Source organism: Xanthomonas sp. NCPPB 1754 (assembly GCF_041475725.2).
In the GTDB taxonomy this organism is placed as follows: Bacteria; Pseudomonadota; Gammaproteobacteria; order Xanthomonadales; family Xanthomonadaceae; genus Xanthomonas; species Xanthomonas euvesicatoria.
The window spans coordinates 4,910,106-4,927,367 of the sequence record NZ_CM192982.1; the positions used below are offsets into that span (position 1 = coordinate 4,910,106).

10 protein-coding genes are annotated in these 17,262 nt (G+C 65.3%); 5 read left to right on the forward strand and 5 right to left on the reverse strand.

Translation table 11 applies throughout. The features are described 5' to 3' along the window. Positions 1-318: 318 nt before the first annotated feature. The 4 genes from ACCQ15_RS21060 (at position 319) to ACCQ15_RS21075 (ending at position 9,555) form a co-directional block, all read left to right on the forward strand. Entirely contained in the window at positions 319-1,371 is a 1,053-nt protein-coding gene (locus ACCQ15_RS21060; RefSeq protein WP_029820800.1) for a LacI family DNA-binding transcriptional regulator, read from the forward strand. Positions 1,372-1,538: 167 nt separating this feature from the next. Continuing rightward, positions 1,539-4,577 (forward strand): TonB-dependent receptor, encoded by a 3,039-nt coding sequence (locus ACCQ15_RS21065; protein ID WP_372381038.1) that lies wholly within the window; start codon positions 1,539-1,541, stop codon positions 4,575-4,577. Between the two features lie 316 nt (positions 4,578-4,893). Beyond that, positions 4,894-7,929, forward strand: a complete 3,036-nt coding sequence (locus tag ACCQ15_RS21070) for a TonB-dependent receptor domain-containing protein (RefSeq protein ID WP_372381039.1) — start codon at positions 4,894-4,896, stop codon at positions 7,927-7,929. Positions 7,930-8,034: 105 nt separating this feature from the next. Then, entirely contained in the window at positions 8,035-9,555 is a 1,521-nt protein-coding gene (locus ACCQ15_RS21075; RefSeq protein WP_372381040.1) for a tryptophan halogenase family protein, read from the forward strand. A 409-nt stretch (positions 9,556-9,964) separates the two neighbouring features. Here ACCQ15_RS21075 and pyrF read toward each other — a convergent pair whose 3' ends face one another. Further along, a complete protein-coding gene (gene pyrF / locus ACCQ15_RS21080; protein ID WP_011349125.1) occupies positions 9,965-10,696 on the reverse strand; it encodes an orotidine-5'-phosphate decarboxylase in 732 nt (243 codons plus the stop codon). Further along, positions 10,693-11,652 carry a 5'-nucleotidase, lipoprotein e(P4) family gene (locus ACCQ15_RS21085; protein ID WP_029820805.1) on the reverse strand — a complete coding sequence of 320 codons (960 nt, stop codon included), beginning with the start codon at positions 11,650-11,652 and terminating at the stop codon, positions 10,693-10,695. Before ACCQ15_RS21085 ends, pyrF begins: the two co-directional genes overlap by 4 nt. 331 nt (positions 11,653-11,983) lie before the next feature. On the opposite strand from ACCQ15_RS21085, the gene ACCQ15_RS21090 reads away from it, so the two are divergent. Then, positions 11,984-12,652 (forward strand): YceH family protein, encoded by a 669-nt coding sequence (locus tag ACCQ15_RS21090; RefSeq protein WP_372381041.1) that lies wholly within the window; start codon positions 11,984-11,986, stop codon positions 12,650-12,652. 277 nt (positions 12,653-12,929) lie between these two features. Here ACCQ15_RS21090 and ACCQ15_RS21095 read toward each other — a convergent pair whose 3' ends face one another. The 3 genes from ACCQ15_RS21095 to rep all read right to left on the reverse strand — a co-directional run bounded on the left by ACCQ15_RS21095 (position 12,930) and on the right by rep (position 17,073). Beyond that, entirely contained in the window at positions 12,930-13,964 is a 1,035-nt protein-coding gene (locus ACCQ15_RS21095; RefSeq protein ID WP_372381042.1) for a DUF4272 domain-containing protein, read from the reverse strand. 51 nt (positions 13,965-14,015) lie between these two features. Beyond that, complete coding sequence (locus ACCQ15_RS21100) at positions 14,016-14,552, reverse strand: GNAT family N-acetyltransferase (protein WP_029820808.1); 537 nt, start codon at positions 14,550-14,552, stop codon at positions 14,016-14,018. Between the two features lie 544 nt (positions 14,553-15,096). Beyond that, on the reverse strand, positions 15,097-17,073 hold the full coding sequence (gene rep, locus ACCQ15_RS21105) for a DNA helicase Rep (RefSeq protein WP_007971162.1): 1,977 nt from the start codon (positions 17,071-17,073) through the stop codon (positions 15,097-15,099). Positions 17,074-17,262 lie beyond the last annotated feature (189 nt).

Genomic DNA, 17,262 nt, shown 5'->3' on the forward strand with positions numbered 1-17,262 from the left:
GGCAGATGTTACGTTTTCGTAGTTCCTGGCACGTTGTCGACCAGTGTCCGACATTGGCTGCTGATGTCTTATTCGGACAAACTTGTCCAGAGATCGGGCTTCAGCCCTTGCGCCACTTGCGTTTGGCCCAATGCTGCGGCGCATCATGTAAGCGCTTGCAGTTCCTGCTAGCGTGCGCTGCATCTCGCTTGGGGGTCTCCATCAGATGGGGCTGATGTCATTCATGTGCCTGTGTGACACGGGCGCTCGGTGCCAGCAGGCCGTGCGCCTCACCCTGGCGCGCGGTGCCACGCGCGTTGACCTGGAGAACGCCACAGCATGAGTCGGCCACGGTCCGAAGGCGGCAGCGTCACCATCAAGGACGTTGCGCGCGAAGCGCAGGTGTCGGTGGCGACGGTCTCGCGCACCATGAACGGGCATCAGCACGTGGCCGAGTCGGTACGCGAGCGGGTCTTGCAGGTGGCGCGTGCGCTCAATTACATCCCGCACCACGCCGCGCGCAGCCTGAGCAGCCGGCGCACCCACACCATCGGGGTGGTGCTGCCGGACCTGCATGGCGAATTCTTTTCCGAATTGATCCGCGGCATCGACCAGGTGGCGCGCGAGCAGGGCTATCACCTGCTGGTGTCCAGCTCGCACGGCGACCCGCAGGCACAGCGCCGTGCACTGGAGCGCCTTCCCGGGCGCGTGGACGGCGTGGTGGTGATGTCGCCGTCGCTGGGCGATTCGGGCGTGCATGAAGACGCGCTGCCCGGTGGCCTGCCGGCGGTGCTGCTCAACTGCGCCGGCAGCGCCAGCCAGCGCCCGGTGCTCAATGTGGACAACTACGGCGGCGCGCGGGTCATGACCCGGCATCTGCGCGATAGCGGCCACCGCCGCATCGCCTTCATCGCCGGGCCGGACGACAACTTCGATGCGCATGAGCGCCTGCGCGGGTATCGCGACGAACTGGCGCTGGACCCGGCCGCGCAGCCCTGGATCTTGCCCGGCAATTTCGACGAAGAATCCGGTTACCGCGCCGGCCAGGCGCTGGCCCGGGACACGCGGCCCGACGCCGTGTTCGCCGCCAACGACATGATGGCCTTGGGCTGCCTGTTCGCGCTCGGCCACGCCGGGCTCAAGGTGCCGCAGGACATTGCGCTGGCCGGGTTCGACGATGTGCCGATGGCGCGCTACGTGCTGCCTGCGCTGACCACGATGCGGGTGGATATCGCCGGCCTGGGCGCGCGCGCGTTGCAGTTGTTGCTGGGCCAGCAGTTGGTCGATGCGCCTGCACCGCCTGCCGACGCTGCACCGCCGGCGTTTTCGCAGATGGTTCCGGAACTGATCGTGCGTGCGTCCAGCGCCGCCCGCGGCACACCGGACCATTGACGTCTATGCACCCCGTCGCATCTTCACGAATTCTTTACGGTTTCTTATGTTTTTTATAACTCTATCGTTGCCGCTACCGCTGCTCGTTCGTCCTTGAAACAACGCGTCACCCTGCGCCACGCCGACCACGCTGCCGGTACGCGCCTGACCCCTGGGAGGGGGAAGTCATGAAGACCTACCGTACCGTCTCCACCCTGCCGGCGCGCAGCCTGCTGTGCTGCGCCCTTGCCGCTTCGTTGCTGGCCGCCAGCCCGGCCATGGCCCAGTCCAGCAATGCCACCCTGCGCGGGCAAGTCGCCGCGTCCCAGGCAGGCACCACGGTGACCGCCACCAATGTCGCCACGGGCACCACGCGACGCGTGGCGACCGGGCCGGACGGCAGCTATGCCCTGGTTGGCCTGCCGCCGGGCACCTACAAGGTGGATGCCGGCCCGGGTACCGAGAAGACGGTGACCTTGTCGGTGGCCTCGTCGGTGAGCCTGAATCTGGGCAGTGGCGGCGAGGCGACGACGCCCGCCGATGGCACCGCCACCACCCTGGACACGGTCAAGGTCACCGCCACCTCGCTGCAGGAGGTCAAGACCTCCGAAGTGGGCACCAATGTGTCGCTCAAGCAGATCAACACGGTGCCGCAGCTGACGCGCAACTTCCTGGAGTTCGCCGACACCGTGCCCGGCATGCAGTTCGAGACCGACCCCAACGGCAACAGCCGCATCCGCGGTGGCGCGCAGGCCAGCTCGGCGGTCAACGTCTACATCGACGGCGTGGGCCAGAAGAGCTATCTGTTCGGCGGCGTCTCCGGCCAGGAGCAGAGCGCGGGCAACCCGTTCCCGCAGCTGGCGATCGGCGAATACAAGGTCATCACCTCCAACTACAAGGCCGAGTTCGACCAGGTGGGGTCGGCGGCGATCGTGGCCTCCACCAAGTCTGGCGGCAACGAGTTCCACGGCGAGATCTTCGGGCGCACCACCAATACCGACTTCCGCGCGCGTCAGGCCGACGAGCGCGCCGGTGCGCCCAATGCCGACGGCAGCAAGCGCCAGACCCACCAGGACGAATACGGCATGGCCTTCAGCGGGCCGATCGTCAAGGACAAGGCACATTTCTTCGTCAGCTACGAAGGCAAGGGTTTCGAGGTGGCGGCCAACCCGGTCTCGGTGCCGGACAGCTTCAGCGCCCTGAGCGACGACCTGCCGGCCGGCGTGCAGAGCCGCCTGGGTTCGGTCACCCGTCCGTTCAAGGAAGATCTGTACTTCGGCAAGATCGACTGGGACGTGGGCGAGAACGATCGCCTGGAGTTGACCGCCAAGTACCGCGACGAAAAGAGCCGCGACGACGTGGGCGACCGCAACACCGCCATCGCCGGCAAGAACAACCTCAACACCGAAGAGCGCTATGACCTGCGCTGGCAGCATTTCGGCGAACGTTACGTCAACGAGGCGCGTGTCTCCTATGAGGACGTGCTGTTCAACCCCAATGCCTTCACCCTGGGCAACCAGAACATCTATACCCGCGGCGTTGCCGAAGACGATGTGCTGATCCGCGACAACGCCACCAGCGGCCTGGCGATCCAGCGCAAGGGACAGAAAGGCCCGAGCTTCCAGAACGACCTGACCTTCAACAGCATCGACTGGCACGGCAGCCACGTCATCAAGATGGGCGTGAAGTACAAGGAGGTGGAGCTGACCCAGAGCGAAAACTCGACGGTCAATCCTTCGTTCTATTACGCGGTGGCCGATGGCCTGGGAACCTCGGCAATTCCGTACCAGGTGAAGTTCAACCTGCCGTTTGCCGGTGCGGCGCCCTCGGTGACGACCAAGAGCAAGCAGCTGGGCCTGTACATCCAGGACGATTGGGACGTCAACGACAAGCTGCAATTGAACCTGGGCGTGCGCTGGGATGGCGAGAAGATTCCATCCTACCTGGACAACGTGACCCCGCCGGAAGTGGTGGCGGCCTTGAACGGCCCCGGCACCGACCCGACGGTGAGCGCCACCTACGCCGAGCAACTGGCCAAGGGCGGCGTCAACATCAACGACTACATCAGCACCGGCAATAACCGCAAGCAGGACAACAACAACTTCGCGCCGCGCCTGGGCTTTTCTTACGATTTCCGTGGCGACGAATCGCTGGTGTTGTTCGGCGGTGCCGGACGCAGCTACGACCGCAACCTGTTCGACATCCTGGGGCTGGAGCAGGTCAAGTCGGCGCTGGCGCAGTACACGCTCCGCTTCGCCGAGGCCGCGCCCGGCTGCACGCCGGCGCCGGGTACCTGCGTCAACTGGAACCCGGCCTACCTCAGCGACCCGGCAAGCCTCGGCGGTCTGGTCAATTCGGGTGTGCGCAACGGTGAGATCGACCTGCTCAACAACGATCTGAAGACGCCTTATTCCGACCAGTATTCGCTGGGCCTGCGCACGCGGCTGGGCGAGTGGAACACCTCGGCCACGGTGTCCTACATTCACAGCAAGGACGGTCTGATCCTGACCTTGGGCAACCGCTATCCCAATGGCGATTTCTTCCAGAATGGCGGCCAGCCGTGGAATGAGAATCCGCCGGGCTTCGGTTCGCTGCTGATCGGCAATAATGGCGTGGAAACCAAGACCGGACAGCTGCTGCTGTCGGCCGACAAGCCCTATACCCAGGAAAGCGGCTGGGGGCTGACGGCGGCCTACACGTTTTCGCGCGCACGCGGCAACCGCGGCAACGACGAGCGCTACGGGTTCGATGCGGCCACCATCGCCGACTACCCGTTCCTGGATCTGAACGCAGTGCCGCGCCACCGCCTGGTGCTGACCGGCATCTACGATTTGTTCTGGGGCATCAGCGCCTCGGCCAAGCTGACCCTGGCTACGGTGCCGCCGCGCAATGAGGCGGTGTCCTACGACCAGTACGGCGGCCAGCCGTCGGAGAACATCCGCATCGTCTCGGTGGATGCACCGGGCGGCAAGTTCATCGCCGGCGGCGACATCTTCGGCACGCGCCAGCTGGATCTGTCGCTGTCCAAGGACATGCATGTCACCGAGGCGTTGACCGTGCAGGTGCGCGGGGATCTGATCAATGCGCTCAACTTCCGCAACTACGACCAGTACGCCATCGACTGGGGCCAGGACGGCGTCTACAACCCGCGTGCCAGCATCAACCAGTACGGGGCGCTGTCCACCTCGCCGCGGACGCTGTTCCTGAGCGCACGCATCATCTGGTAAGTCGCTAGCATCGCCGCAGTCGCCCAGCACAGGGTGCCGCCTGTGCTGGCCATCGTGCACGGCACGCACCCTGGTGCATCGTTGGTCTTGCATTGCCCGGTGATTGCCACGGCACTGCATTGTCCACGCGTCGCCATTGCCTCACCCGTCTCGACCCGTGCCTGAAGGAGCAAGCACCCGTCACCGCAGACCCTTGTTGTTCTTGCAGCCCTTGCGGCTGCTGTTGCCTGTTGTCCCTGTGTTCCACACCAAAGCACCAACCCAACGCGCCAGTCACTGCACTGCGTCGCGCTTTACCCCTGGGAGGGGGAAAGTCATGAAGAATCACCGCACCGTCTCCACCCTGCCGGCGCGCAGCCTGTTGTGCTGCGCCCTGGCCGCCTCGTTGTTCGCCACCACTCCGGCCATGGCCCAGTCCAGCAACGCCACCTTGCGCGGCCAGGTCGCTTCCGCGCAGAGCGGCAGCGAAGTCGTCGTCACCAACCTCGCCACCGGCTCGGTGCGACGCGCGCCGGTCAATGCGAACGGCAACTACACCATCGTCGGGCTGCAGCCGGGCACCTACAAGGTCGAATCCAACGGCATCAGCCGCACGGTGACCCTGTCGGTGGCCTCCAGCGCCACTGTCGATCTGGGCACCGAGACGGCCGCGGCGCCTGCCGGTGATGCGACCACGCTGGATACGGTGACGGTCAGCGCGCCGATGATTCGCGACGTCAAGACCTCGGAAGTGGGCAACACCATCAGCGCGCGCCAGATCCAGCAGTTGCCGCAGGCCACGCGTAACTTCCTGGAGTTTGCCGATACCGTGCCGGGCATGGTGTTTCAGGTCGATGGCAACGGCAACACCAAGCTGCGCGGCGGTGCATCCAATGCCAGCGCCGGCAATCTGTATATCGACGGCGTAGGCCAGAAGAGCTACGTGCGTAGCGGCGGCGTCGCCGGTCAAAGCGATACGCAGGGCAATCCATTCCCGCAGCTGGCGATCGGCGAATACAAGGTCATTACCTCCAACTACAAGGCTGAGTACGGCCAGATCAGTGGCGCGGCGATTACCGCGGCCACCAAGTCCGGCACCAACGAATTCCACGGCGAAGCGTTCTATCGCTATACCGATCAGGACCTGCGCGACAAGCGGCCCGACGAAGAAGCCAATGGCAAGATCGACTCGCAGACCAAGGAATACGGCTTCGCACTTGGCGGGCCGATCATCCAGGACCGCATGCATTTCTTCGTTGCCTACGAAGGCAAGGAAAACGTGGCGCCCAAGAGCGTGCAGCCGAGCTCGGAGGCGGCGGCCTTCGTCAGCCAGTTGCCGGCCAACCTGGCCAGCCAATATGGCCCGGCCAACATGCCGTTCGAAGAAGACCTGTTGTTCGGCAAGATCGACTTCGAGCCCACCGATCGCGATCGCATCGAATTGAGCACGATCTACCGCGACGAGACGCAGACTGCCAACGTCGGCGGTACCAACACGCTCGCGCAGGCCACTGACAAGATCAACAAGGACAAGCGCACCAACCTGCGTTGGCAGCACAGTGCCGACAACTGGTTCAACGAGGTCATCGTCGGCACCGAAAATTCGGAGAACAACCCGACCCCGCGCACCCTGGGCAATGGCATCGTCTACACCTATTTCCAGCCACGTGCCGGCTCCACCGATATCGATGAGCGCACGTTCCTCACCACCGGTTCGGCTGGCGGCAAGAACGCGCAGCGCAAGAGCCAGAAAGGCTGGTTCATCCAGAACGATCTGACCTTCACCAGCTTCCAGTGGCATGGCGAACACACCATCAAGATGGGTGTGAACTACAAGGACATCGAGCTCACCTCGCAGGATGCGGCGGCGTTGAATCCGCAGTTCAGCTATCGCGTCAGCAATGGCAGCATTGACTCAACGCCGTACCGCGTGGACTTCATTGCGCCCTACACCACGCCAGGCCAGCGCGCCACGGTGGTCTCGCCGTCCAAGCAGTACGGTATCTATCTGCAGGACGACTGGGCCGCCACCGACAAGTTGATGATCAACATCGGGGTGCGCTGGGATTACGAAGACACCCCGGCCTACACCAACTTCGTCACCTCGCAGGCGTTCGTCGATGCGCTGTATGCCAACGACGCAGAAAATCCCGGCCAGCCGTGGGCAAACCGTCTGCTGCCCAGCGGCATCAACGTGGCCGACTACATCAGCACCGGCAACAACCGCAAGAACTTCAAGGATGCCTGGGCGCCGCGCTTCGGTTTTTCGTATGACATCTTCGGCGACGAAGCCGCCATTGTGCATGGCGGTGCCGCGCGCTCGTACGACCGCAACCTGTTCGAACAGTTGGCGCTGGAAACCAGCAAGGCGGCGCTGTCGCCGGTGGCGGTGTATTTCGAAAACCCGGCCACCGGCACGTGCTATCGCGCCGACCGCACCTGCGTAGCGTTCGACCCGCGCTATCTCAACGGCATCGATCAGCTCAACACCATTCCCGGTGTCGCCGGCAGCGCCGAGCTCTTCATGTTCAACAACAAGCTCAAGACGCCGTACAGCGACCAGTACAGCATCGGTATCACCAACCAGGTGGGCGACTGGCTGACCGATGTGACCTTCCAGCGCATCCTGAGCTACGACGGTTTCGCGATGGGCTTGATCAACCGCTATCCGGATGGCTCCTACTTCCAGAACGGCAACGTGCCGTGGGGCGAGCCGGTGCCGGGCTATCAGAACACCATCCTGGGCAGCAACGGCCTGGAACAACGCAACAGCCAGGTGCTGTTGTCGGCCGACAAGCCGTACACCAAGGAATCCGGTTGGGGCCTGACCTTGTCCTACACCCACACCAGCGCGCGCCAGAACCGCAACATCGACGAGCCTTACGGCTTCGATAAGGCCACCATCCGCGGCTATCCGTTCGTGAAGTCCGATGCCGTGGCCGCACATCGCTTTGTCGCTTCCGGTTCGATCGATGGTCCGTGGGGCGTGACCTTCGGTGCCAAGCTGGTGTTGGCCACGCCCGAGCCGATCAACACGATCGCCTGCTTCGGCTTCACCGATCCCGATGGCGCCACCTGCCAGCAGGTCGGCGTCACCCCGCCGGGTAGCGGTAAGTTCCTGGCCGGCGGCGATATCTGGGGCTACCGCACGGTGGACTTCCAGGCCACCAAGGAGTTCACCGTGGCCGGCGACTTCAAGCTCAACGCACGTGTGAACCTGCTCAACGCGTTCAACTTCAAGAACTACAGCGCTTACGCCTACAACGGCTTCGGCAGCAATGGTCAGTTCGCTCCGGACATCGCCATCAACACCAGTGGCGAGATCAACTACGTGCCGCGCAGCGTGGTGCTGGAGATCGGCGCCAAGTTCTGATGCGCGCATTGCCACATGCGCCGGCACGGGCATGTGGTATTTCGAACGGGGCCAGCTGGCCCCGTTCGTGTGTCCGTCCGCTGTCTTGCTCAGGAATGCATCGACATGATTCCCGCTCCACTTCGCAACATCGTCATTGTCGGCGGCGGCACCGCCGGCTGGATGGCGGCCGCCGCGTTTGCGCGCGTGCTCGGGCCCACTTTCAAGGTGCAGCTGATCGAGTCCGACCAGCTGGGCACCGTCGGGGTGGGCGAAGCCACCGTGCCGCACATCAAGGCCTTCAACAACCTGCTCGGCATCGATGAGGCCGAGTTCGTGCGCCAGACCCAGGGCAGCTTCAAACTCGGTATCGAGTTCGTCGACTGGCAACGCCCGGGAACCGCGTACATGCATGGCTTCGGCACCCAGATCGGGCACCCGCTGGGGCTATTGCCGTTTCACCAATACTGGATCAAGCAACACGCACGCGGCAGAGCGCAGCCGTTGGGTGCGTACACGCTCAATACCGTGGCGGCTGCGCGCGGCAAGTTCATGACCTCCGCCGGCGATGTGCCGGCCAACTCGCCGCTGGCCAACATCGCCTACGCGTACCACTTCGACGCCACGCAGTACGCGCACTTTCTGCGCCGTTATTCGCAGCAGCGCGGCGTGACCCGCATCGAAGGGTTGGTCGAGCAGGTGCAGCTGCATCCGGAAAGCGGCCATGTGCAATCGCTGCAACTGGCGTCCGGACAGACGGTGCACGGCGACTTGTTCATCGATTGCTCCGGCTTCCGTGGGCTCTTGATCGAAGAGGCGCTGCACACCGGCTATCACGACTTCACCCACTGGCTGCCCTGCGATCGCGCGCTGGCAGTGCCCTGCGAAAAGGTTGGCCCGCCCACGCCATACACACGCTCCACTGCGCGCGCAGCCGGCTGGCAATGGCGCATTCCGCTGCAGCACCGCACCGGCAACGGCTATGTGTACTGCAGCGCGCACATCAGCGACGACGAAGCGGCCGCCACGTTGCTGGCCAATCTGGACGGCAAGCCGTTGGCCGACCCGCGCCCGCTGCGCTTCACCACCGGGCGGCGCAAGCAGTGCTGGAACCGCAATGTCGTCGCACTGGGCCTGGCCAGCGGATTTCTGGAGCCACTGGAATCGACCAGCATCCATCTGATCCAGTCCGGCATTTCCAAGTTGCTGGAGCTGTTTCCGCGCGAGGGCATCAGCCCGGTGCTGGTGCAGCGCTACAACGACCGGCTTGCATTCGAGTTCGACCGCATCCGCGACTTTCTGCTGCTGTACTACCACGCCACCGAGCGCGACGACAGCGCGTTCTGGCGGCATTGCCGCCACATGCCGATCACCCCGGAGCTGCAGACCACGCTGGACCTGTTCCGCGACAGCGGGCGCTTCTATCGCAATGCCGAAGAAATGTTTGCCGAAATCAGCTGGGTGCAGGTACTGGTGGGCCAGGGCATCCTGCCGCAGGGATATCACCCGCTGGTGGACCAGGTGCCCGACCGCGACGCCGAAGGCTTTCTGGCCAGCGTGGCGCAGACCATCAGCCACTGCGTGGATGTGATGCCAAGCCACCAGCAATTCATCGACCGCTACTGCAAGGCGGCTGCGTTACCGTAAGTGCCTTGGTTTGCACTGCGGCTGGAACTGATGCTGAAGGTGGTGGCAGTTGCGCATGACCGATAACGAACGCAGGGATCCAAGCGTGCGCTAACGGCGCGCTTCGCGCGTGCGTCCAGGCGATGCATGCTCGCCTGGTGCCGCGGGTAACGCGCGATCTATGCCACCACGCAGCCAGCCACTGATGTCGGTCGCCACGACACGCGAACGTGACGGCCAAAAAAAAGGATCGGACACAAGGCCCGATCCCTTCGAAAACCGGGACAAGCCCGGTGGACAATGAGTGGCACAGCTTCCGACTGACATCGGACGCTGGCATGTTAACGAGACTTTCACATTAAAGCAATGCTTTAATTGTTGCCGCCTAAACTATTGATTTATTTGGAAGCTGGCCGCTGCTTCGGCCCGATCAGTTTCCGTTCTGCGGCAGTGCCGCGCGGATCTCGTCCTGGATGGCGGTGGCAGCGGCTGCAGGGTCGCTCGCCTGGCGGATCGGGCGGCCAACGACGATCGCGTCGGCGCCGTCGGTGAAGGCCTGCGCCACGCCGACCGTGCGTTGCTGGTCGTCGCCGACCGGGCCGCCGGGGCGGATGCCGGGGCAGACGATCGAAAAGTCCGGGCCAGTGGCGCGGCGGATCGGGCCGGCTTCCTGCCCCGAAGCGATCACGCCATCGATCCCGGCGGCCTGCGCAGCCAGCGCGCGTTCCACCACCACGTCCACCGGTTCACGGTCGATGCCCATTGCCGCCAGGTCCGGGCGGCCCATCGACGTCAGTACCGTGACCGCCAGCAGGCGCATGTCACCGTGATTGGCCTCGGCGGCGGCCTGCAGCATGCCGGCGTGCCAGCCGTGCACCGTGCAATAACTCACCGGCCACTGCGCCAGGCGGCGGATGGTGCCGGCCACGGTGGCGGGAATGTCGAAGAACTTGAGGTCCACGAACACGCGCTTGTCGCGCTTGGCCAGCGCATCGAGCACGTGGAAGTACTCGCCCGATGCCAGCAGCTCCATGCCGATCTTGTAGAACGACACCGAATCGCCGAGCCGGTCCACCCAGGCGATCGCTTCATCGTGGCCGGGCACATCCAGCGCGAAGATCAGCCGCTCATGCGCGGCCAGCGGCAAGGGCGCGCGGCTCATCGGGCCACCTCCAGCGCAGCGCGCTTGGCGTCGTGGCGCTTTTGCCAGGGTTGCGCGTAGTCGTTGTTGAACTGCGCCGGCTCCCAGCCGCCATAGCTGGGGTTGGGCAGCATCCACCAGCGTTCGCCGAACCAGTCGTGGTACTGCTGCAGCAAGGCGCCACGCGCCTGGCCGGTGTTGGCGGTGACCTGCACGAAGTCGCCCAGCTGGTCGCCGAACTGCATCAGCACGCGGTACTTCTGTCCGGCCAGCTGGCGGCGGCAGTTCTTTTCGCTGCCGTTCTGCTCGCAGCCGGGCACCACCGTGCCCAGGCCGAGAAAGACGCTGTCATCGGCCACCGGCAGGCCCACGCTGCGCAGATTGGCCAAGGTGGCGTCCTTCAGGTGCACCGCGCGGTTGGAAATGTAGATCAGGGTGATACCGCGGGCATTGGCGGCCTTGGCGAAATCCACCACGCCGGGAATGGCAGTGGCCTTCTTCTCGGCCACCCACTGGTCCCAGCTCAGCTCGTCGTATTCCTTGCCATCGCGCAGCAGCCGCGCCTGGTAGGGCGAGTTGTCAAGCACAGTCTCGTCCACATCCAGCACCACCGCCGGCTTCAGGCCGGTGGCGGCATTGCCGCGTTCCTCCGGCACCAACGCGTCCCAGTTGGATTGCTTGAGTGCAGCGTCCAGTTTGTCGGCCGCAGCGCGATAGGTCTGCTCGGCCACGGCACGGTATTCCTCCGAGCGCTGCATCCACAGCACCGCATTGAGGTTGTCGTCGCCGGCCGGTGCAGTGGTGGACGACGTTGCGGCCTTGCTGGCCGCAGCGCTGGCGTCGGCATTGGCAGTTGCGGTGGCTTCCTGCGCGTGCGGGGCTGGCTGCGTGTCGGCGGGCTTGCAGGCGCCCAGGGCCAGCGCGGTGCAGGCGATGAAGGACAACGGAGCGTAAAGCGAGGGGCGCATGGCATCCACCGGGACAGGGTCGACAATAAAGCGTGCGATTTTAGCCGGTTCGCGCCGTACCGCTCGCGCTGGCCGATGGCGCCGCCATCGAAATGACAGGGGCGCACGGACGACGGTCGCCGCAATACCGGTCGTCCAACCGCGTGGCTGCATCGGTCTTCCACACGATGGCGAATATGTGCCGTGCCCGTTCCTGGATGCCCACGCCCGTTGCCGGCGCACGACGCTGACATGCGCGACACCGTCGATGGCGTCGGCCACCTTGCATAGCGTCGCAGCGGAAGAACGCCGGCAGCGGATCGGCATATCCTTGTGCGCTGATCGCCCTCCGGAGTCATCCATGACAGAGACCTCGCCCCCGCCCGTCCTCGATACCGCCCAGGCCCGCGTGCTGGGATGCCTGATCGAAAAGGAGGCCACCACGCCGGACGCGTACCCGCTCACCGTCAACGCCGCGCAGGTGGCCGCCAACCAGAAAACCGCACGCGAGCCGGTGCTGAATCTGCAGACTGGCGTGGTGCACCACGCGCTGCGCCAGCTGGAAACCCTCGGCTTGGTGCGCCAGCAGTTTTCTTCGCGTGCCGAGCGTTACGAACACCGCCTGGGCAGCGTGCTGGATCTGACCCGCCAGCAAGTCGCACTGATCGGCCTGCTGCTGTTGCGCGGCCCGCAGACGCTGGGCGAGCTGTACGCACGTAGCGAGCGCCTGGCGCGTTTCAACGATGCCGACGACGTGCGCCATCACCTGGAGCGGCTGATCCAGCGCGGCCTGGCCGCACAACTGCCGCGCGCCAGCGGTCAGCGCGAAGACCCTTACATGCATCTGCTCAGCGGCGAGCTGGATGTGGAGGCGCTGCAGGCCGCCGCCGCGCGTGCGGCACCGAGCGCGCGCAGTGGCAGCGACAGCAGCGACCTGGACGCGCGGATGCAGGCGCTGGAAGCAACGGTCGCCGAACTGCAGGAGGCGCTTGCCGCGGTACAGGCGCGGCTGGACGCAGCTGGCGCCTGATCTGTGGGCGGCACCCACCGACGGCCGTAGCGGCAGCGCGGCAGGTGTGCGGCAGCATCGACGTCAGCTGCCTTGGGTGACCCGGCAGTTGCCGGATCGCCCGATACGCACCACGGCACGCAGAGGCATGCGGCATCGCCTGCAAGACCCGCACGGTCTTGTCGCCCGGCCGCACGATGTCAGTGTGTGCGCGTGTTGGATGGATGCACCGGCCAGTCCTGCCGCGTCGGTGCAAGCGCTGCCCGCGCACGAACGTCGGGGTCGGGGCACGCCAGCGTCAGGTCGGCGTGTCCACCTCGTCCCACTCGGCATCTTCAAAGTGCAGTAGCCAATTGAGCGCGTAATGCCGCTCATACACCACGCCCGGCACGATGCCGGCGGGGACCGGCTGACCGGATTGGCCGGCCTGGCGGACCGCCCAGTGCAGGCGCAGGTGGCGGTCCAGCGTGTCCAGCAGCTCGGCGAGCGGGCGTCGCGCCAGCGTCGGGCGCTCGGCGGCTTGTGCGTTGTCCAGCGCGCGCTGTGCAACCAGGGGCACATCGCACAGCGCGTTGGGTTCCGGCAGCGTGTCGGCCAGCCCCGAGGCCCATTGCAGCACGGCCAGGCTTTCGTAACGCCAGCCGAAGTTTGCCAGCGCCTGCGCATTCGGCGCTGGCTGGGCGAAGAAGGCGCGCTCCTGAGGCGACAGCGCATCTGCCACGCCGGGAAGACGCGTCTCCACCTCGGCCAGCGACGGCGGCGTATCGCCAGCGGCCAGGATCTCTGCACGCAGCGCCACCGCAAACAACGCCAGCATGCGTCGACTGACGACTGCCACATCGCGCACGCGCGCTTCGGCCTCGCCGGGCACCGGCGGCAGGCTGGGCGGCACGCGGATGCCTTGCGCGGCCAGCAGGTAAAGTTGCTGCGCGCGCCGCTGCAACGCATCGGGCGGATACGGTACCTGCGCATCGTCGTCGATGGCCGGCTCGCCCTGGCTGATCAGCACCCGCCCCTGCGGGTCGCGCACGCTGCCATCGGCCAGGAAACACACCGCATTGGCGTGCTCGGCCCACTGCGCCAGCGCGCCGAAGTCCGCATCGTCCACCTCGAAGCTGAAGTGCTGCCGCACCCGCTGCACATGCCGCATCAGGTGATAGCGCGCCTGGGTCATCTGCCCATCGCCGGCCTGATTCACATAGCCGACAAAGCCGTGCAGATGCGCGGCCAGTTCCGGGTCGGCGTGGTCGCGACGCTGCACGGCAGCCTGCGGCAGGAAGTCCGGCCACAGGGGCGTGCGCAGCGTGGAATAGGCGTTGACCAACAGTGCCATGCAGGCCTCCCTGTGCGGTGGAAAACAGCCGGCAGGGTGACGCAGCGCTGCTCAGCTGTCCACGCCACCAGGGCCGAGGTCGATCGTGTAGTACGCCACGGCCTCGGTGCCGGGACTCAGCACCCGCAGGCTCTCATAGCGCAGCCCCAGTGCTTCCAGCGCGCGGATCGACTCCGCATTGCCTGGCGAGACGATCGCGCACACCTGCGTCAATCCCAGTACCTGGCGTGCATGCTCCAGCACCGCGCGCCCGGCTTCGGTCACATAGCCCTTGCCGCGATACGCGGGCAACAGCGCAAAACCGATATGCGGCACCGGCAAGGTCTCGCGGCACAGCAGGCCCAAGGTGCCCATGAAGGTGCCTGCCTCGCGCGTTTCCAGCGCCCAGTGCGCGAAGCCGTGTCGTTGCTGATGCGCCTGCGCCCATTCGCGCACATGCTCGCGCGCCTGCTCGCGGGTGCGGATACCGCGGTCGTTGATGCCGGCGATGAACGCAGGATCGTTGACCAGCGCCAGCATTGCCTCGGCATCGCGCTCGGGATCGAGCAGACGCAAGCGCACGCGTGCGGTTTCGAGGATGACGGTCACGGCGCGCTCTGTTGGCGGGAACCTCAGACTGCCGTGCGGCAGTGGCACTGACAAGACTGACGACCGCACGCATGGCCACGCTGCAGTACCCGCACGGTTGGCGATATCACTCCGTTGGGCTGGTGCAACTGGCGTGCACCACCGGCGCGTTGCCGGCTCGCCTGGCTGGCCAGCAACGTTCCAGCCTTGGGCCGTGCCAGCGACGGCGCGGGCGATCATGCCGGGCCTGCATGCCAGGCTGTTCCACGTCTGTTGCAGGTCGCGTGCTGCAGCGCGTAGTACGCACGTCGAGCGGCAAGACTGGCATCGATGCACGCCTGACCGCCAGCGCATCACGGCCGAGACGTTCACGATGCGCTCCATCCTTGCGCACGCGTGCCGCGCAGGGCAGCCGGCCCGGGAGGCTCAGCGTCAGGCACGCCTGGCAACCGATGTGTGCCACGCACTCACCCGCAGTGCCTCCGGCAGGCGCCCAGCGCCGTCTTGCCTGCCAGGCTCACCTGTTGATGCACGTGGCGCAGCTGCCCGCGCGGCTCAGGAAAACTCAGTCGAACAATGCCTGGATCGCAGCCAATCCCGCACTGGCGCGTTCCTTCTTGCGCTCGGCGTCGGCCACCGGGTCGGCACCATCGCGCTGCAGTTCTTCGGCCGGAATCTCATCGAAAAACCGGCTCGGCTTCAGTCGCACATGCTCACCGAACTTGCGCGTCAGCTTGCTGTGACTCATCCACAGCTGCTCCTTGGCGCGGGTGATGCCCACGTACAGCAGGCGGCGCTCTTCCTGCAGATTGCCTTCTTCCAGGCTCACTTCGTGCGGCAGCACGCCGTCCTCGCAGCCGACGATGAAGACATAGCGGAATTCCAGTCCCTTGGACGCATGCATGGTCATCATGCGCACCTGGTTGCCGCCATCGTCCTTGTCGTTGCGCGACAGCAACGCCAACTGCGCAGCCAGATCGCTGGCGCTTGCACCGCGCGGACCACCTTCGAACCACTCGGCCAGCTCGTCCAGATTGCGCTTGCGCCGCTGGAAGCCGGTCTCGTCTTTCGATTGATTGCGCAGGTCGTTGAGCAAACCGGACTTGTCGGCCAGCAGGCGCACCAGCTCGCCGGCCGGCATGCTGGACGAGTGCTCGCGCATATCGCGCAGGATGTCGGTAAACGCACTCAAACCGTTGGCTGCGCGTGGCGGTAAATGCTGCAAGGCGCCCATCGACTCGGCTGCGCGCGACATCGGTACCGACTTGGCGCTGGCAAGTTCGGCAAGACGCGCCAGCGAGGTCGCACCGACTTCGCGCTTGGGCGACTGCACGGCACGCAAGAACGCCGCGTCGTCATCCGGGTTGACGATCAACCGCAACCACGACAGCAAGTCCTTGACCTCCTGCCGCTCCAGAAACGCGGTACCACCGGTGAGGTGATACGGCACGCGCAACAGCTGCAGCGCTTTTTCCAGCGGCCGCGATTGAAAATTGCCACGGAACAGAATGCAGAAGTCGCTCCACGGCACCTGCTTGGCGGTACCCAGGAACGAGATCTCCGCGGCGACCTTTTCGGCTTCGTGCTCGCTGTCGCGGCATTCCCACACGCGGATGCGCTCGCCGTCGGCCTGGTCGCTCCACAAGGTCTTCAAATGCTCGTGCGGGTTGTGCGCGATCAACGCGTTGGCCGCACGCAGCACACGATTGGAGCAGCGGTAGTTCTGTTCCAGCTTGATGATTTCCAGAGCCGGATAATCGCGCGCCATCTGCTGCAGGTTTTCCGGATTGGCGCCGCGCCAGGCATAGATGCTCTGGTCGTCGTCGCCCACGCAGGTGAAGTTGCCGCGCGGCCCGGCCAGCATCTTCAGCAGCCGGTACTGCGCATCGTTGGTGTCCTGGCACTCGTCCACCAGCAGGTAGCCGATGCGCTCGCGCCAGCCCATCACGATGTCTTCGTTGGCTTCCAGGATCTGCACCGGCAGACGGATCAGGTCGTCGAAGTCCACTGCGTTGAAGGTGGTCAGCCGCGCCTGGTAGCGCTCGTACAAGCTGGCCGCTTCCTTTTCGCGGGTGCTGCGTGCGGCCGCCATCGCCTGCTCCGGCGACAGGCCGGCATTCTTCGCGCGCGAGATCAGGTTCTTGGCATCTTCGATCGCATCGGGCTTGGCACCATGCATCAGGTCCTTGATCTGCGCGGCGGCATCGTCCGAATCGAAGATCGAAAAGCCGCGCTTCAAACCGGCGGCGGCGTGCTCGATCTGCAGAAACTTCAGGCCCAGTGCGTGGAAGGTGCAGATCGTCAGGCCGTCGGCACCGTCGCCGCGAATGCGTTTGGCCACACGCTCGCGCATTTCCTTGGCGGATTTGTTGGTGAAGGTGATCGCGGCGATCCGCTTGGCCGGATAGCGGCCGATGGCGATCAGATGCGCGATCTTTTCCACGATCACGCGCGTCTTGCCGCTGCCGGCGCCGGCCAGCACCAACAGGGGACCTTCGCAGTGCAGCACGGCGGCGCTTTGCGGGGGATTGAGACCGTACATAGAGGCTTCCGACAGAGCGCGCCATTGTACCGGGGCTGCCCGCGGCTGGCCGACGCGATGGATTCATGTCTCCAGTGCGGCTAGCCCTGCCCACAACCGGAGGCTGCTCCCACACGCTCGACGGCAGGCGTCGACCTCGCCCGACCGCGCCAGCGCAGCGCACACAGGCGCCGCATCCTGCTGCCTGGC

Coding starts and splice junctions, on each gene's coding strand:
- ACCQ15_RS21060 (WP_029820800.1), top strand. CDS start 319: ATGAGTCGGCCACGGTCCGAAGGCGGCAGCGTCACCATCAAGGACGTT.
- ACCQ15_RS21065 (WP_372381038.1), top strand. CDS start 1,539: ATGAAGACCTACCGTACCGTCTCCACCCTGCCGGCGCGCAGCCTGCTG.
- ACCQ15_RS21070 (WP_372381039.1), top strand. CDS start 4,894: ATGAAGAATCACCGCACCGTCTCCACCCTGCCGGCGCGCAGCCTGTTG.
- ACCQ15_RS21075 (WP_372381040.1), top strand. CDS start 8,035: ATGATTCCCGCTCCACTTCGCAACATCGTCATTGTCGGCGGCGGCACC.
- pyrF (WP_011349125.1), bottom strand. CDS start 10,696: ATGAGCCGCGCGCCCTTGCCGCTGGCCGCGCATGAGCGGCTGATCTTC.
- ACCQ15_RS21090 (WP_372381041.1), top strand. CDS start 11,984: ATGACAGAGACCTCGCCCCCGCCCGTCCTCGATACCGCCCAGGCCCGC.
- ACCQ15_RS21095 (WP_372381042.1), bottom strand. CDS start 13,964: ATGGCACTGTTGGTCAACGCCTATTCCACGCTGCGCACGCCCCTGTGG.
- rep (WP_007971162.1), bottom strand. CDS start 17,073: ATGTACGGTCTCAATCCCCCGCAAAGCGCCGCCGTGCTGCACTGCGAA.